Below are 17,864 nucleotides of genomic sequence, written 5' to 3'. Positions count from 1 at the left end.
TCGCCATTTCGTCTCGGGTGAACCACCAGTGAGTCCACTTTCTCGTTTGCAACGGCGCGCTCAATGCAGCCCCGCCGCTTTGCAGGCATCGATGAAGTTCGCCCCCTTCTTGTCCATCGCGGTTTTCACCAGTGCGTTGGCTTTTTGCAGCGCCGGGCTGGGCTTGGCCCATTGTTCGGGGGGCAGTGATTGGGACCAGGTTTGCACGCTTTGCGGCAGGGTCGGACGGCCCTTGCGGTGGGCCCACTCGGCGATCAGGTAGGGCATTTTCCAGAAGGTCAGGACGCGGCGGACGTACCACCAGCGCAGGGGCCATCTCGTCGGTTGGGGATACCCATAACGCTTTCGGTAGGCGTCATCCATGCCGTCATCGAGGTCGCCCATGAACCGGGCGTCAAGCCGCTCGATTTCAAACGTGTGCAACCCTTCATAGGGTTTGAGCTCGTCTTCGCTCAAGGTGATGCTTAACGCAGCGAGCATGGGGTTGGGCGTATCGACCAACTCCCCTTCTTCCATGTAGTTGCGAATGGCCGTCCACATGCCCAGTGCATGGGCATCGCTGGGCTGGGCCGACAGGATGAATTGCACGGTGTCGCGCGCTTCGTCCTCCAGGCCCATGCCGAAGGTGTAATCGCGCATCGCGCCGTAGCTGGTGACGCCCTGGCTGCGAGCGACCCAGGCCACCACGCTTTCCCAGGGCACGATCAGCACGCGGTGGGTGGTGTCGTCGATGTAGCAGACTTCGCGGCGCTGGCGGTTGAAGCGTACCGGGTAGCTTTTGGCCAAGGTACGGACGTTGGAGAGCATGCCGTAGATGAAGGCGCCGATAGGGAATATGAAAGGGAGAGAGACTTTGGTCGTAACCTCGAAGAACAAGACTAGTTCTTGCAATGGGTTCTTGAAGTTTTCCGGATAAAAAAGCGCCCCGTACATAATGAGTAGGCTTGGAGCTATGAAAGCTACAAACATCGGCATCCAAAACATAAACGCCAGTCTTTTCCCCAGCTCCACCATTCCGTAGTTGCTCCCCCCCAACTCCAGATAAGTCTCATTCATCGCCGAAAAATGACGCCGAGAGACCGGCACCTGCCCGGTGTACACCGGCAACGGCGCCAGAAACAGCGTTTCATTCAAGCCCCGAACCCGCAGTTCCCCGGCGCTGGGCCGTTGGCTGCGAATGTCCAGTGCCGGCTCAGAGCTTTCAGGCTTGTTTTTGCATTTGAACAGTTGGCTAAACATCGACCGTCGCCATTTCGTCTCGGGTGAACCCCCAGTAAGGGGCATCGCCCGTACCACGGGGCAAGCTGTCCACGGCCTCAAGCTTGAATCGGCCCTCAGTCGGCAAACGTACCCCCCGCACTGTGGCGATGCGCAGGTCGCTCAGGACGAAACAAGTGCGGTGAAGCAAGTCGCGCCCGGGCTCCAGTTGGTAACCGATGTTGATCGCCAGGGCGAAATCCCATTTTTGTATACCTTTGCCGATGGGCAGGTGTAGGGTCAGGGCCTCCTCTTCCTGGCTGGCGACCACGGCAACCGCCGCCCATGCCGCGCTGCATTCCTGCCAGCGGGCCGGCGGTAACTGCCGACTGTGGGGCCGAGGGCGATTCAGATCGCGGGTTTGACGATAGGCCTGCAAATGCAGCTGACGACTGTCCATTTCCCGGGTGCGCACGCCGGGCAGTCGCAGTTGCACATAGGTGCGTTCACCCTCGCGCACCAGTTCGCAGGTGGGCTGTTGCACCACCCGCGCCAACGCGCTCCAGTCCTCGGCCAGGCTGCGTTGCAGATTGGCCTTGCCCCAGGCGCTGGCTTGCAGCCATTTTTGCAGTTCGTCCAGGTTGAAGTAGTTGTACAAACCTTCGCCCACCAGTTGCAGGGCCGTGCCGATCAGCCCCACCAGGTTGGCCCTGGCAGCGATGCTCAGCAGCCGTGGACTGGCTTCGGCCCAGGCCAGCGCCCGCAGTTCGGTGGGTTTTTTGAGGATCTGGTTGATGATCGACGTCGTGTGTTTGGCGCCCCAGGTGTTGGTGCCCACGAGGATGCCGTCGCCAGCGATTTGCAGGGTCGTGGCTGCCAAGGCCTGGTGATTGCCTTGGGCCAGAGCTTTAGCCCATTGTCGGGAATGCTTGCCTAGATCGATTGCCGCAGCCGCAGCACCAAATCCAAAGGCACCCAACCCAGCGATACCACTCCAGTGTCCTAGACGGCTCATGGTGTTGAGCTTGCCTGCAACACTGTCCATCTGCACGATATGTGCCTGAAGGACCGTCACTGACAGGCCCTGTACAGCGGCAAAACCTGCTGCCGAGATTCCAATCAAGGACTCAGCGAAAGCCGCTTTATCAGAGAAAGAACGGTCATTGTTTTTAATGATCGCACTCAACACCTCCACAAACTTCTGCCCCTGATAAACAAACAGCAACAACGCAATCCCGTCGCCCCCGGACTTCAACGCACTCATCAGAGGCTGGCCAAACGTCCCCGTGGCGCGAAAATCACGCACCGTGCGCACCATTTCGTCACGCAGCGCCGGGGCCATGCCATCAATCACGGTGCCGATTTGCCAGGGCCCACCCGCGCCGACGGTCAGGGCCCGGCTCAGCTGGTCTTCCAGCGGGACCAACGCGGTCTTGAGACTGATGATCCGCTGGTTAAGCCTCTGCTCGCCGCCGGGCTCGGTCAGGCCATAGATTTGCCGCGCCAGCTCGCGATGGCGCTGTTTGTAGGTGTCCTTGAGCTGGCGGCGCAGGTCGAGCGCGGCATCGCGGGTCTGGTTGAACGCCTGGATTTCGGCCGCCGACGACGCCCGCAGGGTCAAGCCGCTGCGGGAAAATTCGCGTAGAAGTTGCAGGCGTGCCGGTACGCCCAGGTCACGAATGAAGCTGTTGGGGTCAATTGAAGCTCCCTGGCGGAAATCTCGAAGCGCTAGATCGAGCCTGTCCGCAATCTTCAATTGCCTCGCCGGGTTATACGCCCCATCCAACAAACTCTGCAGCCCCCTGAATCGCGTATTCAGGTCCTCAAAATTCGGCAACCGCTCGTTCATCAGGCTTCTGAACTGATTGCTCAGCACCTGCACGTTGGCAAGGTTTTCCGGCGCCGTGCCGAGGGTGATCGAGAAACTGCTCAGGTCCATGAGTTTCTTGCTCACGTCGAGCTGATCGACCTGGGTCAGGGTGTCCAGCCCCGGCACGACGGTGAGCAGGTTGCTTTGCAGGTAGGCGGCCAGTTTTTCGATGGCTTCGCGGTTCCCGCACAGGGCCGCCACGCAGACGAATTCGGTTTCCAGGCGATGGCGGATCTGGGCATCGTTGCGGAAGTCGTAATACCAGGCGGCACGGTGAAAATGTCCGGCGACGATCATGTTCAAGCGGTCTTCGCGAATGACCTGCAGACGCTTGTGCCAGTGGCTGAGCAGCGTTTGCTGCCGGCGGACGGATGCTTCCATCTCCGCCCGATTGACCAGATGATCAATGCCACGCTGACCGATAGCCTCGCCGTGCAATGCTTCCCAGGTTTGCCCGTGGAGTCTGGCGATGGTGCTCTGATGTTTTTGCCACAGCACTGCGCCCAAGGCGTCCTGCAGGTTGACGGTGGCTCGCGCATAGGGATCGCTTGTCGCGGCCTTGCGCCAATGGGCCTCATCGCCATGGATCGGCGGGCCGTCATGGTCACGCCGGATGCGCAGATACTCCTCAAGGGCGGCCTGCTGCGCAGCGTCGGTGTCTTCTATCAGGGTTTTGACATCGGCATCGCGGGTGGCCAGCGCCTCAAGGCGCGCCGGTGTCACCTCGTACAAGGACTGGATGTAGGCGCCGGTGAGGTACTGGCGCTGGGCCGCGTCGTCGGCGCTCCACTGCTCGATCCAGTCCGCGACGTTCAGTTGGGCGCTGGCCAGATCGCGCATCACGCCAAAGTCATCGCGCAAGACCAGGAACAGGCAGTCGTTCTGATAACTCCCCAGCACCAGGCTGGTGAGTGCTTCGATCGCCGTGGCCTTGAACAGCGACCTGTCTTCCCAAACGTAAGGCTGGCGCTCTTGCGGATGGGCGCCCTCAGGCAATGACTCGCGGCCCTGGGCGGGCGCGTCCGCTTCCGCAACCTCGGCCAGCCAGGTTTGGGCCTGGCGCCGGCTCAGCAAATCGGCGCCGCCCCGGTCCGGACAGGCTTTGGCCAGCTCGATGCGTTGCATCAAGCGCTCACGCTCGGCGGCGTCCTTGAGCACTTGCGAACACTTGTAGGCCGTCCACTGGATTTCCGAATAGCTGGCAAACAAGGTGTGTTGCCGGGCGAAGACCAAATGAGGCTCGCCAACCGACGTGGTGCGCGTATCGCCCGCCACTTCCGGGCCCTGCCACAACAGCTTGCTGATCTGCCCCTGCTCGACGCGGTATTCATGCAGGTAGCCGGTGCCGTTGTCGATGATGTACAGGTAACCGTCGCGCAGCAGGCGTATGCCCAGGGGCTGGCTGTTCAGCTTGAACGGCAGGGTCAGTTCGGATGAAGGGTCGAGGTGCTCGACCAGTCCATAGCGCAGCGGCAGCAACTGCACTTTTTCGCTCATCAAGGGGCACAGGCCGATGGGCGAACGGATGTCTTGGGCGCTCTTGGCCATGGCGGCAATGTTGGCCGCGCCTCGGAGCGGTGGTTGGGCTGTCACGGCACGTCTCCCGGTAGCTGGGTCGAGCGCTGATATGCCAGCTCCGCTGCACGTTGCACGCGGCTCAACGGTGAGTGTTGGGTCGACACCGTCAGCAGTTCGACGATGTCAGGGTGATCGCTCAATGGCTGGCCGGATAGATAGGCATATACATTGGCGTAGAGGGTGATTTCCTGCTCCGAGGTGAAGCCGAGCCGATGCGCCTCCCGCGCTGTTTTTTCGGCAAACTGCAGGCGCTCCCGGTCTGGGCAGGACGCCATGAAACCGGGAAAATAACGCTGCAGGTGATCGTTGAGGTCGAGTACCACATGATGAAACTGCGCCTCTTCCAGGGCCGTGAGTTCCTCCTCGGTCAACCGATAGGTATCGCTGCTGCCTGGCGCGGGGTTATCCGGACGCTTATGTTGTAGCCACGCTGCCTGAAGACCATCCGGCAGGCACAGGTGCTGGACGGGGCCGAACCAGCGCGCACTGTTGGCTTGCCGTGCAAGGTCAAACAAATGATGCATGACGGCTGGGTCGGCGATGCGTGGCATGACCTCCCCCGCGCTCGGGTGCTTGACGGTCAGGAGATGACGCCAGTGCTTTAGAAGCGTTGACACATCGGCATCGCTGAACAGCAAAAAACCCCACTCCAGTGCTGCGTTTTCCTGAAAGTGAGCCAGCACAGGATCGTCTGCGCCGTTGAGGGTGACCAGACGCGGTGAAATATCCGCCAGTTCCTGCCAGCGCGTACCCTGGTAGAGGCCATGGACCGGGTTATCCCAACGGCTCAGACGTTGCGGCAGGTTGGGGACACTGACACCGTCCAGAAGCAGGTACGCCGATACAGACCATGGCAAATCATCCGGCAATGGAGGTAACTCAAGCATTGTCTTCACCTATTTGCTGTTGGGCGGCTTCACAAACTGCGCAGATTGGTTGTCTGGCCATCAGGGCCAGACGCTGCGTGCGGGGTAACAAGGGCACTTGCAGGGCGGATGCGGTTGTTGGAGCAGCGGACAGCGGTGGTAACCCCGCCATCGGCACACCGCCCTCGACAATGGCCACACTGCTGAAGATCCCGCCCGAATGGATCACGAGGTGATGGCCGCCGGCCGACAGCGTCAGGCTCGCCTCGGCATCGATCACCACTTGGCTGGCGGTGACTCGCGCCTGTGGACCGGCCTGGATCACCCAGGTGCCTTCAACCGTGGTACTGCTGTTGCTGCCGACGTTGAGCAGGTCGTGGGTGCCGATGACGGTGCTGCGCATCCCGTCGGTGGTGTGCCGTTCATCCGCCTTGATCAGGCTGGTGCTGTTGGCGTCAACCTGCTCGACGCGGTTGCGGCGGATCAGGCTGTGGCTGTCATTGAGGATCAGTTGCTCGACATCGCGCTCGGCCCGCAGGTAGATTTTTTCCTGACCGGCGCGGTCTTCGATCATCAGTTCGTTGTACCCACCGGTGTGCGGCGAACTGTGGCTGCGCAGCACGGTTCGGGTCCTGTGCTCGGGCAAGGGATAAGGCGCGGACATGACCTTGTTGGCCACGCAGCCGGTGATCAGCGGTTGATCCGGATCGCCCTCCAGAAAAGTCACCACGACTTCCATGCCGATGCGCGGCAGGGTCACCGAACCGAAGTTTTCCCCGGCCCAACTCGATGAAACGCGGATCCAGCAGCTGCTGCGTTCGCTGTTGAGTTCGGCACGATCCCACGGGAACTCGCACTTCACCCGGCCGAACTCATCGCAGTAGATTGCTTCGTGTTCAGGCCCGGTCACTCGCGCCGTCTGGCTGACCAATGGAGGGCGGCGCGGCGGCAGCGGTGGACGGAAAACCACCTGCGCGGGGATCACGCGGAACGTGTTGCGATAGCCTTGGGTGAAACCGTCGGCGGCCTTGACGTCAGGGGTGACCGCCTCTTCGAGCACATTGGGTTGTCGGCCATCGTGGGAAACACTGAGCAACAGCCATAAGTCGTTGCACTTTTCCCGGGGGTGGTCCGTCAGGTCGAACAGATGGCCGCAACGCAGGTGTGGCTGATCGCTCTCACCCTCGCCCAATTCATAGTCGCTGCGATGCCGCTCCAGCGCCTGACGGGCAAGTTGGTCGCCGCGCTTTTCGTTCCCCAGCAACAACGGGTAGCGATAATCCTCCAGTTCCGGGGTGGATTCGGCGCTGAAACGGCTTTCGAGCAACAGGCTCGGGCGTTTCAGGTCGTAGTCACGCCGGGTGACGGTACTGGTGCGCGTGCCGGTACGCACGCTGAAGCGGCTGACCACCGGATGCTCGGCCACCATGCCGCAGTCCTGCTGATAAGGCGTGGCCCCGAGTTTGGGCAGGAACACCTGATCATCGGTGAACACCAGCAAATGACCGTCCGCCGAGTGCTGGTGATGCCACGCGATGCCGTCCTCGGCGCACAGGCGCTGGAGGAACGTAAAATTGTCCTCCCCGTATTGAGTGCAATACTCGCGCGGCGCGCTGGTGCTGACATGGAAGGTAAAGGCATCGGCCTGAATGCCATGGCCCTTGAGCACCTGGGTGATGATCTGCGGCACGTTCATGCCCTGAAAAATCCGCTGGTCGTGACTGAACTGCAAATAGTGCAGCGCCGGTACCAGGGTCAGGTGATAGCGAGTCAGGCGTTTACCCGACTCGCCCATCAGCACATCTTCGATATGCCCATGTATGCCTTCGCCATCAAGGCCGAATTGCAGAAACGCGGGTTGGCCGAGCAAGCTTTCCAGATCGAAGTCCGGGTACTCGCTGACCAGTTCAATGTGGAGGCTGTAAAGCGTGCTGATGGCTTCAGTGCCCTTGAAGGCCAGTACCTTGAAGTCGTGACGGATAGCAGGAATCTGCAACACGAAATGCGCTGCATTGGCCGACCGGAACATACGCTTATCCTTAAGCAAAGGAGGAAAAGAGCGCGATGTCCAAACCGTCCCTGGTTCGTGCTCGCGAAAACTGGCGGGCACACTAGCAAGGCAAAAAACAGATGAATGTAGGAAGCGTCCTTAAAGTCGGAAGGAAGCTTCCTATACAAAAATATCCGTTTAGAAAAAAACCACGTTTACCGTGGTTTTTGGTGAATTAAAATTTTTCGCCTTCGGCAGTACCTTGGCAATTGCGAAGTTGGAGATGTCCGGGAATCTACGCCAATGCCTTGGGCAAACGATGATCGGCAAAAAACGCCTTGCCCTTGCCGATGCGATCGGATGCCTTGGGCATATTTACCGCTTGGGTATCCTGGGCATCGACATACCAGTAGCAATGACTGACGGCCCGGGTGATGCCGACGTAGGCCAGCCGCAGGATTTCGTCCTTCTGCGCGTTGTCATAGGGCTCGCTGTCGCTGGCCTTGCCCAGGCCCGCCATGCGGTAGACCTGATTCTTGTACGGTGAACTGGTCAAGTGCTGACAATCGCCGAGCAGGAATACGGCATCAGCCTGCAAGCCCTTGGCGCTGTGGTAGGTCAGTTGCTTGAGGCGCCGTGCTTCATACGGCAAGCTAGAATCAACGTTAACTACTGACTGAATATGCTGCTCTATCAATGACTTATCGCTACTTTTTCGATAAAGCATCAAGATTGAATCACCCTTGCGGTAATGCTCCATCAGGCACGCCGCCATGGCCTGATCATCACGGTCCAGCACCTTGACGGGCCACAAGTCCTTGGGCTCGCCGCTGGCCTTGGCCTTCTTGCCCGGAATTGCTGGCGCGGCACGAACGATGTGTTCTGCGGCATCGATGATGTGTTGGTGGCTGCGATAGTTGTCGCTGAGCATGACCCTGGTGGTGCCTGGCGACGAGAATTCCTTGTTGAACTCCATGAAATAGCCAGGTGTACTGCCGCGCCAACCGTAGATCGACTGCCAGTCATCCCCCACGCAGAGCAAGGACGAGCGCTGCGCTCCGCGCCCCACATGCATGGCCGGCCCACGACGGCGGATCTCGGCCAGGCTGGCGCGAATCCAGGAGACGATTTGCGGCGATACGTCCTGAAATTCGTCGATCATTAAATGTGACAAGGGTCGCAGCAGTTCGTCACTGAGCAGTTTCAGGTTTTCCGGGGAATGTTCGCTGAACAAGGCAAACATTCGGTTGTAGGTCATGATCGGCGGCTTCTGGTCGAGCAAATGGTCTTCCAGCGCACGCCAGTACAGACTCAATGCCTCGAAGAAAAACCGATCCGGGTCGTCCTTGGCAAAGCTCATCTGGCTGACTGCGTTCGGCACATCCAGGCCGAGGTTCTCGATAAACCCGGCGGCGGCGACAAAGCAGTCCAGCAACGGCGCGGAAGCAAGCTCACCCTTGACCTTGTAATCAAAACCCGGCCCGGCACTGGCGTCGCCGGCCAACGCAGCCAACACACGCCTGGATGATTTGTAACTATCAAGCCAAATCAATGGCTTACGACAGAAAGCTTGAAACAGTGTGCGCTTTACTGCCCATTCCGCACGAACCGTCAATTTGGCGTTCGGGCGGCTGACCTGGGGGTTTTCCCCAGGATCGAAGCCCAGCATCACCCAGGCGTCCAGGGACGGAATGTAGCCATGGCAATGGAAAGTCGAGCCGTTGATATCGAAGGTCTGGCGATTCGGCTCAATGCCTTTGATCGGCCAGGCGCGCGCCCTGAACCACAAGTCTTCCACCGTGTCGCACAGTTCCTCGTCACGCTTGGCAGCCAGCTCGGTCACCGCCATGCGTTTTTGTACATCAGGGTGATCACGCTCCAGCTCCTTGAGCTGCAGGGCGTGGCGCGACAGCGGCTTGATCAATTCGCGAAAACGCTCATCACGCGTATGCAAGGCGTGAAAACAGGCGTTCAGTTGCTGACGCTGGGCGTCATTGATGCGCAGGTCAAATGGATTGCTGTCAGCGTCCTCCTCGCCGTTTTGTGCACGATGACTGAGGTTTTCAAAGGCTTGCAGGCGTTCGAAACCTGGCAAACTGCGGACCATCGGCAGGATCCGCGAGTGGAAGGTCCGTACCAGATCGCGAGCGTCCTTGAAGGTGAGCGAACGCCCCCAGAGAGCAAACAGTTCGATCAACTTGTTGATGAAGTCCTTGCGTGACTCTCGGGTGAAGGTCACCACGGTCATCGAGCTCAGCTCGAAGCCCAGATAATGGCTCAGCAGCACGATCCGCAGCACCAGGGTCGTCGACTTGCCCGCGCCCGCGCCGGCGATCACCGAAGTGGTCGGTGTGTCGCTGAAGATCATTTTCCACTGGGCCGCGCTGGGCTGGGCATGAGGCGCAAGCAGTCGCGCGACATCGGCCTTCATGCGCTTCTTCACCTCGGCGTTCAGCGGCAAACGCCAATCGTCGAACAAGTGATCGTCGATAGTGGGGGGACGATGTTCGGTCGAGCGCGAGTCGCGAATCAGCAGGACCTGTCGCCCCTCTTCCAAGCCTTCGAGCTTGCCTTCCTTATAGCCGTAATCCACTCCCGCCATGTGCCCGCTGCGGAAGCCGTCAGCCTGACCGTGCAGCCAGGATGCTCGGTGTTGCGCACGCAACCGCGTCAAGCCGTGACCAAAGAATCGGGCGGCCAGGCGCTTGAGCAGCGGCATCTCGGCCAGAGGACGTAGTTCAGGCGGAAGATCGGGGGTGTGTTGCGGCACGCGGACGGACTCCAGGGTGTGAGGCTGTTGAGGGCTATGGTGTCTGCATTTGCCGTCGAGTTCTAGTGAATTGCTTATGACTCATTAGCTTATGCGATGAACTGAAGGTGAGATGAGAATGTTTTGAGGGTCTAACTTATCAGCCATTTCGATTGTTATACGGCATTTTTTACGCTTTTTATCGATGCTTACCTGATGGATGATGCCCGTCATCAACCACCGGTCTCGCTTCATGGCCCAGGCCTGCCGCCCCATGACGAACCTTTCAGGAGACGATCATGCTTGAACTCAGACCTTTCAACTCGCTCGGTGGCGCTCACCACGGCTGGTTGGATGCCCATCACCATTTTTCGTTCGCCGAGTACCATGACCCCAAACGCATGAACTGGGGCAACCTGCGGGTCTGGAACGACGACGTAATCGCCCCAGGCACCGGTTTCCCACAACACCCGCATCGCGACATGGAAATCATCACCTATGTCCGTGAAGGGGCCATTACCCACCAGGACAACCTTGGCAACAAGGGCCGCACTGAAGCCGGTGACGTACAGGTCATGAGCGCCGGCACCGGGATTGCCCACAGCGAGTACAACCTGGAGGCGACGCCGACCAAGATCTTCCAGATCTGGATCATTCCCAACGAATCCGGCCTGGCGCCGTCCTGGGGCGCCAAGCCGTTCCCTAAAGGCCAGCGTGAAGGTTTCGTGACCCTGGCCAGCGGCAAGGCTGGCGACGATCAAAGCTTGCGCATCCGTGCCGATGCACGGCTGGTGGCGGCCAACCTCAAGGCCGGCGAAACTGCTGAATATCACCTGGAGAACGGTCGACGCGCCTACCTGGTGCCAGCAACGGGAATCATTGAAATCAATGGCTTGCGTGCACAAGCTCGAGACGGTGTTGCGGTAATGCAAGAATCCGTATTGCGGGTAACGGCCATCGAGGACAGCGAAATCGTGTTGGTGGATCTGGCTTGATCCAGTAAACGCCGGGCAAAAAAAGGGGCGACCGTTATGGTTGCCCCTTTTTTGTCTATTTCGGCGTGGCGAGGGGGCTTGCCCCCCCTCACCACAGGCCCCTCAATCACTTCGCGGAGATGGCGCCATCCACCAACGTTTGAGCTTCGGCCACCAATTGCTTGAGGTGTTCGTCGCTGACAAAGCTTTCCGCGTAGATCTTGTAGATGTCTTCCGTGCCCGACGGGCGCGCCGCGAACCAGCCGTTCTCGGTCATGACTTTCAGGCCGCCGATGGCCTGGTCGTTCCCCGGAGCGTGGCTGAGGATGCTCTGGATCGCTTCGCCCGCCAGTTCGGTCGAGGTGACTTGCGCCGGCGACAGCTTGCTCAGCAGGGCTTTCTGCTCCGGGTTGGCCTTGGCATCGACCCGTACCGAGAACGGCTCGCCCAGCTCATCGGTCAAGGCACGGTAGGCCTGGCTTGGATCGCGACCAGTGCGAGCGGTCATTTCTGCCGCCAACAGGGCCGGGATCAGGCCATCCTTGTCGGTGCACCAGACGCCACCGTCCTTGCGCAGGAACGAGGCACCGGCGCTTTCTTCGCCGCCAAAGCCCAGAGAACCGTCGAACAGACCATCGGCAAACCATTTGAAACCAACCGGCACTTCGTACAGGCGACGGCCCAGGCGCTTGGCCACGCGATCGATCAAGCCACTGCTGACCACGGTTTTACCCACGGCGGCATCGGCACGCCATAGCGGGCGGTTCTGGAACAGGTAGTCGATCGAGACCGCGAGGTAATTGTTCGGCGCCAGCAGGCCGCCGGACGGCGTGACAATGCCATGGCGGTCGTGATCCGGATCGCACGCGAAGGCCACATCGAAACGTTCTTTCAGGCCGATCAGGCCCTGCATCGCGTAGCTGGACGATGGGTCCATGCGAATCTGGCCGTCCCAGTCGACGGTCATGAAGCGGAAGGTCGAATCGACCTGTTTGTTCACCACCTCCAGGTCCAGACGGTAGTGTTCGGCAATCGCCGACCAGTAGCGCACCCCTGCTCCACCCAGCGGATCGACACCCAGACGCAGCTTGGCGTCGCGAATGGCATCGAAGTCGATCACGTTGATCAGATCGGCGACATAGGTATTGAGGTAGTCATGACGATGGGTGGTGCTGGCCTTCAGTGCCTGTTCGTAACTGATGCGCTTGACGCCGGCCAGCTTGTTGGCCAGCAGCTCGTTGGCCTTGGCTTCGATCCACTTGGTGATGTGGGTATCGGCCGGGCCGCCATTGGTCGGGTTGTATTTGTAGCCACCGCTTTGCGGTGGGTTGTGGGACGGCGTGATGACGATACCGTCGGCAAGCCCCGAAGTGCGTCCGCGGTTGTAGCAGAGAATCGCGTGGGAAATCGCCGGGGTCGGCGTGTATTCGTCGCCTTCGGCGATCATCACCGTCACCCCATTGGCGGCGAGCACTTCAAGGGCGCTGGCACCGGCCGGGGTGGAGAGCGCGTGGGTGTCGATGCCGACAAACAGCGGGCCATCGATGCCCTGGGCTTCGCGATACAGGCAGATCGCCTGGCTGATCGCCAGGACGTGCCATTCGTTGAAACTCAGGTCGAACGAGCTGCCCCGGTGCCCGGACGTGCCGAAGGCGACGCGCTGGGTGGAGATCGAGGCGTCAGGCTGGCCCGTGTAATAAGCCGTTACCAGTCGCGGGATGTCGACCAACAATTCTGCCGGTGCCGGTTTACCCGCAAAAGGACTGAGTGTCATGCAAAACCTCTGGAATAGAGTGGTTCAGGGATAGGAGCGCAGTTTACTGGCAGTTTGACCATAGTGCGATGGGATCGATCCATCAGTGTGGCTGATGTTTTGCCGCCCTGCTTACTCGATTGCTTCCAGGCGCAAAGCGTCCCCCAGCAAGCCCAGCGCTTCCGCCAGGTCCTGTTCGCCTCCAAAGGTGTGGCTCAAACGCAAATGTTGTGCGTGCAGCCCCTGGAGGCTGAACAGCTCTCCTGGTGCAATCACCACCTGGTGCTTGAGCAGGCGTTGAAAAACCCGACGCACATTGACCCGGCGCGACGAGTTCACCCAGATGGTTGCACCACCGTGCGGCTCGACGAACTGCAACGCATCACCCATCCGCTCCTGCAGCAGCTGGGTCATCTGCGTCTTGCTGTCCTTGAGCCGCCGTCGCAGTACCTGTAGATGCTGATCCACGCGTCCATTGCCGTACAAACGGGCAATGGCTTTCTGGCGGATGGGCGAAAGACGGAAGGCGCGCAACAGAAAATGCCGTTGCAACTCGTCTCTCAGATGGCGCGAAAGCAGATAACCGTAGGGCGCTTCGGGGCCGATGATTTTTTCGAAGGTGGAAAACACGATCAATCGTTCGACAGGCAACAGGTCGCGAAAACGCAGACCCTCCGGCTCGAAACCCAGCTCACCGTAACAATCGTTTTCCAGGACCTGGCAGTCATACCGCTCCAGCAGTTGTGCGATGGCTTGGCGGTTGTGATCCGGGGCCCGGCTGCCTCGGGGCATGTTCAGGCCGGAGGACACCATGACCAACCGCACCGATTCGCTTTCGAGCAGGTCCTTCAGACGCAGGATATCCAGCTCGCCGTCAGCCAGCACCGGCCATTCGATCACCCGCACGCACGCCTCCTGAAGCAAGCGCAACAGCGCCCAGTCGCACGGCGACTCGACCACTACCGTAGCGTCCCTGAGGCACAACACGGTGATCAGGATTTCCAGCACGCCCCGAAGGTCGGCGCCGATGTAAACATCATCGGCGTGCCAGCACCGTACCGGCGACGAGGTGTAGCGCGCGGCCAGGGCGGTGCGTAATTCCAGTTCGCCACAGGGTTGTGACGACGGTTGCGGCTGGCGTGGATATTGGCGCAGCAGCTCTCTTTCCAACAGCAACAACGGGCTGTCGAGTGACTGTAGCGATGCGGGCTCGTCAGCACTCAGGTTCAGCGTGCCAGGGCGTCGCGCATTGCTGTAGACCATTTCCAGCAGGTCGTCGCCACTGTAGAGCGTGCTGATGGACGGCACCGGCATTGCGTAATAACCGGATTTGGCCAACGAGTAGACGCGCCCTTCCTTCTCCAGCAGCGAGTAGGCGTACTGAATGGTCGAGATCGATACGTTCAGGCGCTGGGCCAGTTGGCGCAACGATGGCAGGCGAACGCGCGCATCAGTGGCATGCTCGCTGATCAGGCTGGTCAGATAGCGGTACACCGCCTGATACGCAAAATCCGTTTCCCGCGGCCCTTTCATGGGAGATGGCCGATAACGAGGCGTCTGAATCTCACTTTCACCGACCCGCCGACCATTCACTCGTCACGGGGGCGGCGCTTTCGCTGCCCTCAATGATCGGCGGCGTGTCGGCACCTGCCGACTCGCCCGCCCAGCCCTCATGGGCGGATACCGATTTCATGTGGTACAGCTTACCGATCAGGCTGACCGGCAAGCCGCTGACATCAACCATCCATTGCATGACCTGCTCGGCGACCGGTTGCCCCTGCATCGCCCGGTGCAGGTCGGGCATGGCCACGAGCATGCCGGGGTGGCACTGACGCAGGAAGCGCTCAAGGTTTGCGCCACTGTCGACGAAAGGCGCAAACAGCAGACACAGCAGTTGTGCCTCGCTCAAGCCAAGATTGCGCTGGATCTCGGCCGCCGTACGTGCGCGTAGCTCAGCCAGCGTCGCCGGGTTGCCGAAGGTTTCCACCGCCTGCTCGCACAGGCGCTCCGGCAGTTGTTTGCGGCGCATCATCACCAAGGTGCGCTGCAGGTATCGGGCGACGCCCTCCTCATAGGTTTGCCCCTGCACGAAGCAGGCTTGCAGCCCTCGAACGTGCGCCAGAACGTCAAGACTCACGTATTCATTCTCGCTGAGCTGAGTCGACAACTCGTCCGCCTGGAGACCGAGAAACTCGGTCAACAATGGCCAACGGTCTTCCAGATTGTTGACCAGAATGTCGTGAATATTGATGAACGCGGTACGCCGACAGGTTTCAAACTGATCGGCCGGACGCCAGGGTGCCTGGCCGTGCTCGCCATATAACGCGCGAAAGCAGTCGCCTCCCAATTCGTCCAGCAAAGCGAACAGGCCGTCGTAACCCGGCTGGACATGGCTCAATGGCTCAAGTCCGGCTTTCGCGATGGCACGTCTCAACCCTTCGATAAATTGCTTCTGTTGGCGAAGCGCGTCGCCGCTGACCAAAGCATCGACGCCATGGTTCCAGCGGGCAATTTGCCCATAGAACTCGCCGGTGGCCAGATAGCCGTCGTCCCATAGATCAAGCGGCTGATCCCATACACGACGATGGCCAATCATCAACTGGTTCATTCGATGGGACTCGCGCCCGGCCCTGGACGTCGGTGCCACGTGATCGAACGGCAGGACTTCCCTGTTATCGACCATCAGCACTTCGACCCGTGGATCGTCAAAGAGGAACAACGCGCTGCACGTCCGATGAATGTTTTCCAGCGCCGTCGTGCTGGTGCTGTTCAAGCGCAAGGTGGCCACTCGCAGCTGGAATGTCGCCGGGGACCGGGTGGCGATCGTCAATTGCGCGGCGCGCAGCATCGCCAGGGTGTAGCAACTGTCACGGGAACCGGACTGGATCGCCAGCACCTTGAAGTCCGCTATTTGATCCATACCGCCAGCCGCCACTGCCAGACGCTGGATCAACAACTGCAACGCAGTTCGTTCGGCACGGGAAAAAAAACCCAGCAGGCGCTGCAACACTTGTTGATAGACATAGTTCATCGCTTGATCATGGATGCTGGTCATTTTTATTTACCTGATGCTCATAAGTTCGATATCGCGCAACAACTGCATGCACAGCGCAAAGAATTGTCTGGAGATGATTTAGTTACGGAACATGATTGCCAAATGTTAGCACTTAAGTTTTCTGGCCAAGATTTGAACGGTTTGGACGTTACCAACGTATTGAATGCCGTCTGCGCTGAGGAAACGCCCTGCTGGCAAGGTTTCTTCCGTTTGCGCTCGACGTCCTAGGAAGTTTCCGACAGAGCCCCACAGACGCGTAATACAAAAAATAAAGAAAGAAGTTGCCCGCGAATGTTCGGTAACGGCGTAACAGCCCACTCTTTTTTGGATATGTATTAGTGCTGCATAGCGAAAAGTATCGATCTGATACCTGACCATGACTCATTCCTTGAGATGAAAGTAATCATTCAATTATCAGGGCTTAGATGCTGATTAGAAGCTACAGATCGAGAGCAAAAACCAGTTCAGTTGCTGAACCGGCCCGTCGGCAGGCCGATGGGGTGTCTCATGGCACAAGGTGCCGACAGTAAAAAGTCCGTGCAAGCACGGACTTTTTGGGGGGATCAGGCCGGTTCGACCTGTAGCGCAACCCGCTCACGGCATGGGCATTCGTCCATATAGCGGTGTGCTTCGACAAACTCGGAAAACGGGAAGACCCGAGTCTTGAGTGGCAATACCACGCGGTCAGCGGTCAGCTGGTTAATGTCGCGCAAGGCACGGTGCAATGCCACCTGATCCTGGATGATGCCCAGTTCCGGCTTGCCGGTGAAGTTGCCGATGCAGTGCACAAAGAACTGAATGTTCTTCTGGAACGCTGCGCAGGCCGGGAATGGCGTCTGGTTGCCCCCTTGCAGGCCATACAGGACCAGGCTGCCCCGAGGCGCCAGTACATCGCCAAGCAGCGACATCTGCGGCCCACCCAAGCCATCGAAAACCACATCCACACCACGGTTGTCGGTGATCTTGTTGATCCGCATCAGCAGATCTTCTTCCTCGGTGACGATCACTTTCTCGGCACCCAGCGACAGCAGGTATTCACGTTCATCCGCAGTTTTGGTCGCCGCGATCACCCGGACGCCCAAGGCTTTGCCCAGTTGTACAAACGATGGGCCGGCACAGTGACTGGCGTCGGTAACCAGCGCAAATTGCCCGGGTTTGACCCGCGCCAGATCGACATAAGCGAAATAGGCGATCAGCAGCGGTGTGTAGTGCACACTCGCTTCAATCGGGCTGAGTACGTCGGGATAGCGGGTCAGTGATGTGCGCGGCAGCACGATCAGCTCGCCGTAGACCGGGTAGTCGTTGGGGCTTTCGGCCGGAAAACTGGCGACCTTGTCACCGACTGCCAGGTCATCGACACCTTCACCGACAGCGGTGACGATACCCGCCATTTCCTGGCCAAGGCCGGACGGCAGACGGGCGTGGGACGGCGCCAGGTTCTGGCGCCACAGTGTGTCGTACCAACTGATCCCAATGGCTTCGACGCGCACCTGCACTTCACCCGGTGCAGGCAGAGACGCCGCATGCTCTTCGCATTTGAGCACCTCGGCTGGACCAAACTTGTGAAAACGGATCGTGCGGGACATCGCAAACCTCGCCAATTAAACCTCTAATGCCCTGAACTCTAGCTGGGCTTTTAGCCCAAGACTATCAGTGGCTATTAATAGTCGACATGCCTGTCATTGATTCCGCCGCAGCGCCAACATTCTCAAATGTCGTAGGAAACCGAAGCCGTCCTTGTAGGAAAACTGAATTACTCGGTGCAGAGTACCAGCCTTTCCCCGTAATATTCTCGCTGGCCATTGTTCTCATATGGCTGCACACGTCAAGTT

Annotated in this window: 11 protein-coding genes; 2 read left to right on the top strand and 9 right to left on the bottom strand. The window is 59.4% G+C overall.

Annotated features, from left to right (window positions below; all coding sequences use genetic code 11):
• Positions 1-60 precede the first annotated feature (60 nt).
• The 5 genes from ACX3YD_RS29805 to ACX3YD_RS29785 form a co-directional block, all read right to left on the bottom strand.
• Positions 61-1,239 (bottom strand): hypothetical protein, encoded by a 1,179-nt coding sequence (locus ACX3YD_RS29805; RefSeq protein WP_458961775.1) that lies wholly within the window; start codon positions 1,237-1,239, stop codon positions 61-63.
• Entirely contained in the window at positions 1,232-4,660 is a 3,429-nt protein-coding gene (locus ACX3YD_RS29800; RefSeq protein WP_458961774.1) for a toxin VasX, read from the bottom strand. The genes ACX3YD_RS29805 and ACX3YD_RS29800 overlap by 8 nt, the downstream gene beginning before the upstream one ends.
• Complete coding sequence (locus ACX3YD_RS29795) at positions 4,657-5,532, bottom strand: DUF4123 domain-containing protein (protein WP_458961773.1); 876 nt, start codon at positions 5,530-5,532, stop codon at positions 4,657-4,659. Before ACX3YD_RS29795 ends, ACX3YD_RS29800 begins: the two co-directional genes overlap by 4 nt.
• Entirely contained in the window at positions 5,525-7,540 is a 2,016-nt protein-coding gene (gene tssI, locus ACX3YD_RS29790) for a type VI secretion system tip protein TssI/VgrG (RefSeq protein WP_458961772.1), read from the bottom strand. Before tssI ends, ACX3YD_RS29795 begins: the two co-directional genes overlap by 8 nt.
• Before the next feature lie 256 nt (positions 7,541-7,796).
• Positions 7,797-10,271 (bottom strand): UvrD-helicase domain-containing protein, encoded by a 2,475-nt coding sequence (locus tag ACX3YD_RS29785; protein WP_458961771.1) that lies wholly within the window; start codon positions 10,269-10,271, stop codon positions 7,797-7,799.
• Positions 10,272-10,549: 278 nt separating this feature from the next.
• Here ACX3YD_RS29785 and ACX3YD_RS29780 point away from each other — a divergent pair, with 278 nt between their 5' ends.
• The gene (locus ACX3YD_RS29780; RefSeq protein ID WP_458961770.1) at positions 10,550-11,245 is read left to right on the top strand and encodes a pirin family protein; all 696 of its coding nucleotides are present in this window, start codon (positions 10,550-10,552) and stop codon (positions 11,243-11,245) included.
• A 106-nt stretch (positions 11,246-11,351) separates the two neighbouring features.
• Here ACX3YD_RS29780 and pgm read toward each other — a convergent pair whose 3' ends face one another.
• The 3 genes from pgm to ACX3YD_RS29765 form a co-directional block, all read right to left on the bottom strand.
• Positions 11,352-12,998 (bottom strand): phosphoglucomutase (alpha-D-glucose-1,6-bisphosphate-dependent), encoded by a 1,647-nt coding sequence (gene pgm, locus ACX3YD_RS29775; protein WP_458961769.1) that lies wholly within the window; start codon positions 12,996-12,998, stop codon positions 11,352-11,354.
• A gap of 111 nt (positions 12,999-13,109) precedes the next feature.
• Positions 13,110-14,510, bottom strand: coding sequence for an aminotransferase-like domain-containing protein (locus ACX3YD_RS29770; RefSeq protein WP_103405660.1), 1,401 nt, complete (start codon positions 14,508-14,510; stop codon positions 13,110-13,112).
• A gap of 37 nt (positions 14,511-14,547) precedes the next feature.
• The gene (locus tag ACX3YD_RS29765; RefSeq protein WP_256590349.1) at positions 14,548-16,032 is read right to left on the bottom strand and encodes a hypothetical protein; all 1,485 of its coding nucleotides are present in this window, start codon (positions 16,030-16,032) and stop codon (positions 14,548-14,550) included.
• Between ACX3YD_RS29765 and ACX3YD_RS29760 the strand changes: the two genes are divergently transcribed.
• The gene (locus tag ACX3YD_RS29760; RefSeq protein ID WP_146041513.1) at positions 16,018-16,260 is read left to right on the top strand and encodes a hypothetical protein; all 243 of its coding nucleotides are present in this window, start codon (positions 16,018-16,020) and stop codon (positions 16,258-16,260) included. The genes ACX3YD_RS29765 and ACX3YD_RS29760 overlap by 15 nt on opposite strands.
• A 335-nt stretch (positions 16,261-16,595) precedes the next feature.
• Here ACX3YD_RS29760 and ACX3YD_RS29755 read toward each other — a convergent pair whose 3' ends face one another.
• Entirely contained in the window at positions 16,596-17,618 is a 1,023-nt protein-coding gene (locus tag ACX3YD_RS29755; protein ID WP_047528683.1) for a zinc-dependent alcohol dehydrogenase family protein, read from the bottom strand.
• Positions 17,619-17,864: the final 246 nt, after the last annotated feature.

The organism is Pseudomonas fluorescens group sp. PF-1, from assembly GCF_054481335.1.
The sequence above is the reverse complement of the archived record's forward strand: the minus strand, read 5'-3'. Positions and strand labels throughout refer to the sequence as shown.

What these genes read in the sequence shown, in the direction of transcription:
- pgm (WP_458961769.1), bottom strand. Translation starts at nt 12,998, where the DNA reads ATGACACTCAGTCCTTTTGCGGGTAAACCGGCACCGGCAGAATTGTTG.
- ACX3YD_RS29780 (WP_458961770.1), top strand. Translation starts at nt 10,550, where the DNA reads ATGCTTGAACTCAGACCTTTCAACTCGCTCGGTGGCGCTCACCACGGC.
- tssI (WP_458961772.1), bottom strand. Translation starts at nt 7,540, where the DNA reads ATGTTCCGGTCGGCCAATGCAGCGCATTTCGTGTTGCAGATTCCTGCT.
- ACX3YD_RS29760 (WP_146041513.1), top strand. Translation starts at nt 16,018, where the DNA reads ATGGATGCTGGTCATTTTTATTTACCTGATGCTCATAAGTTCGATATC.
- ACX3YD_RS29805 (WP_458961775.1), bottom strand. Translation starts at nt 1,239, where the DNA reads ATGTTTAGCCAACTGTTCAAATGCAAAAACAAGCCTGAAAGCTCTGAG.
- ACX3YD_RS29765 (WP_256590349.1), bottom strand. Translation starts at nt 16,032, where the DNA reads ATGACCAGCATCCATGATCAAGCGATGAACTATGTCTATCAACAAGTG.
- ACX3YD_RS29770 (WP_103405660.1), bottom strand. Translation starts at nt 14,510, where the DNA reads ATGAAAGGGCCGCGGGAAACGGATTTTGCGTATCAGGCGGTGTACCGC.
- ACX3YD_RS29755 (WP_047528683.1), bottom strand. Translation starts at nt 17,618, where the DNA reads ATGTCCCGCACGATCCGTTTTCACAAGTTTGGTCCAGCCGAGGTGCTC.
- ACX3YD_RS29795 (WP_458961773.1), bottom strand. Translation starts at nt 5,532, where the DNA reads ATGCTTGAGTTACCTCCATTGCCGGATGATTTGCCATGGTCTGTATCG.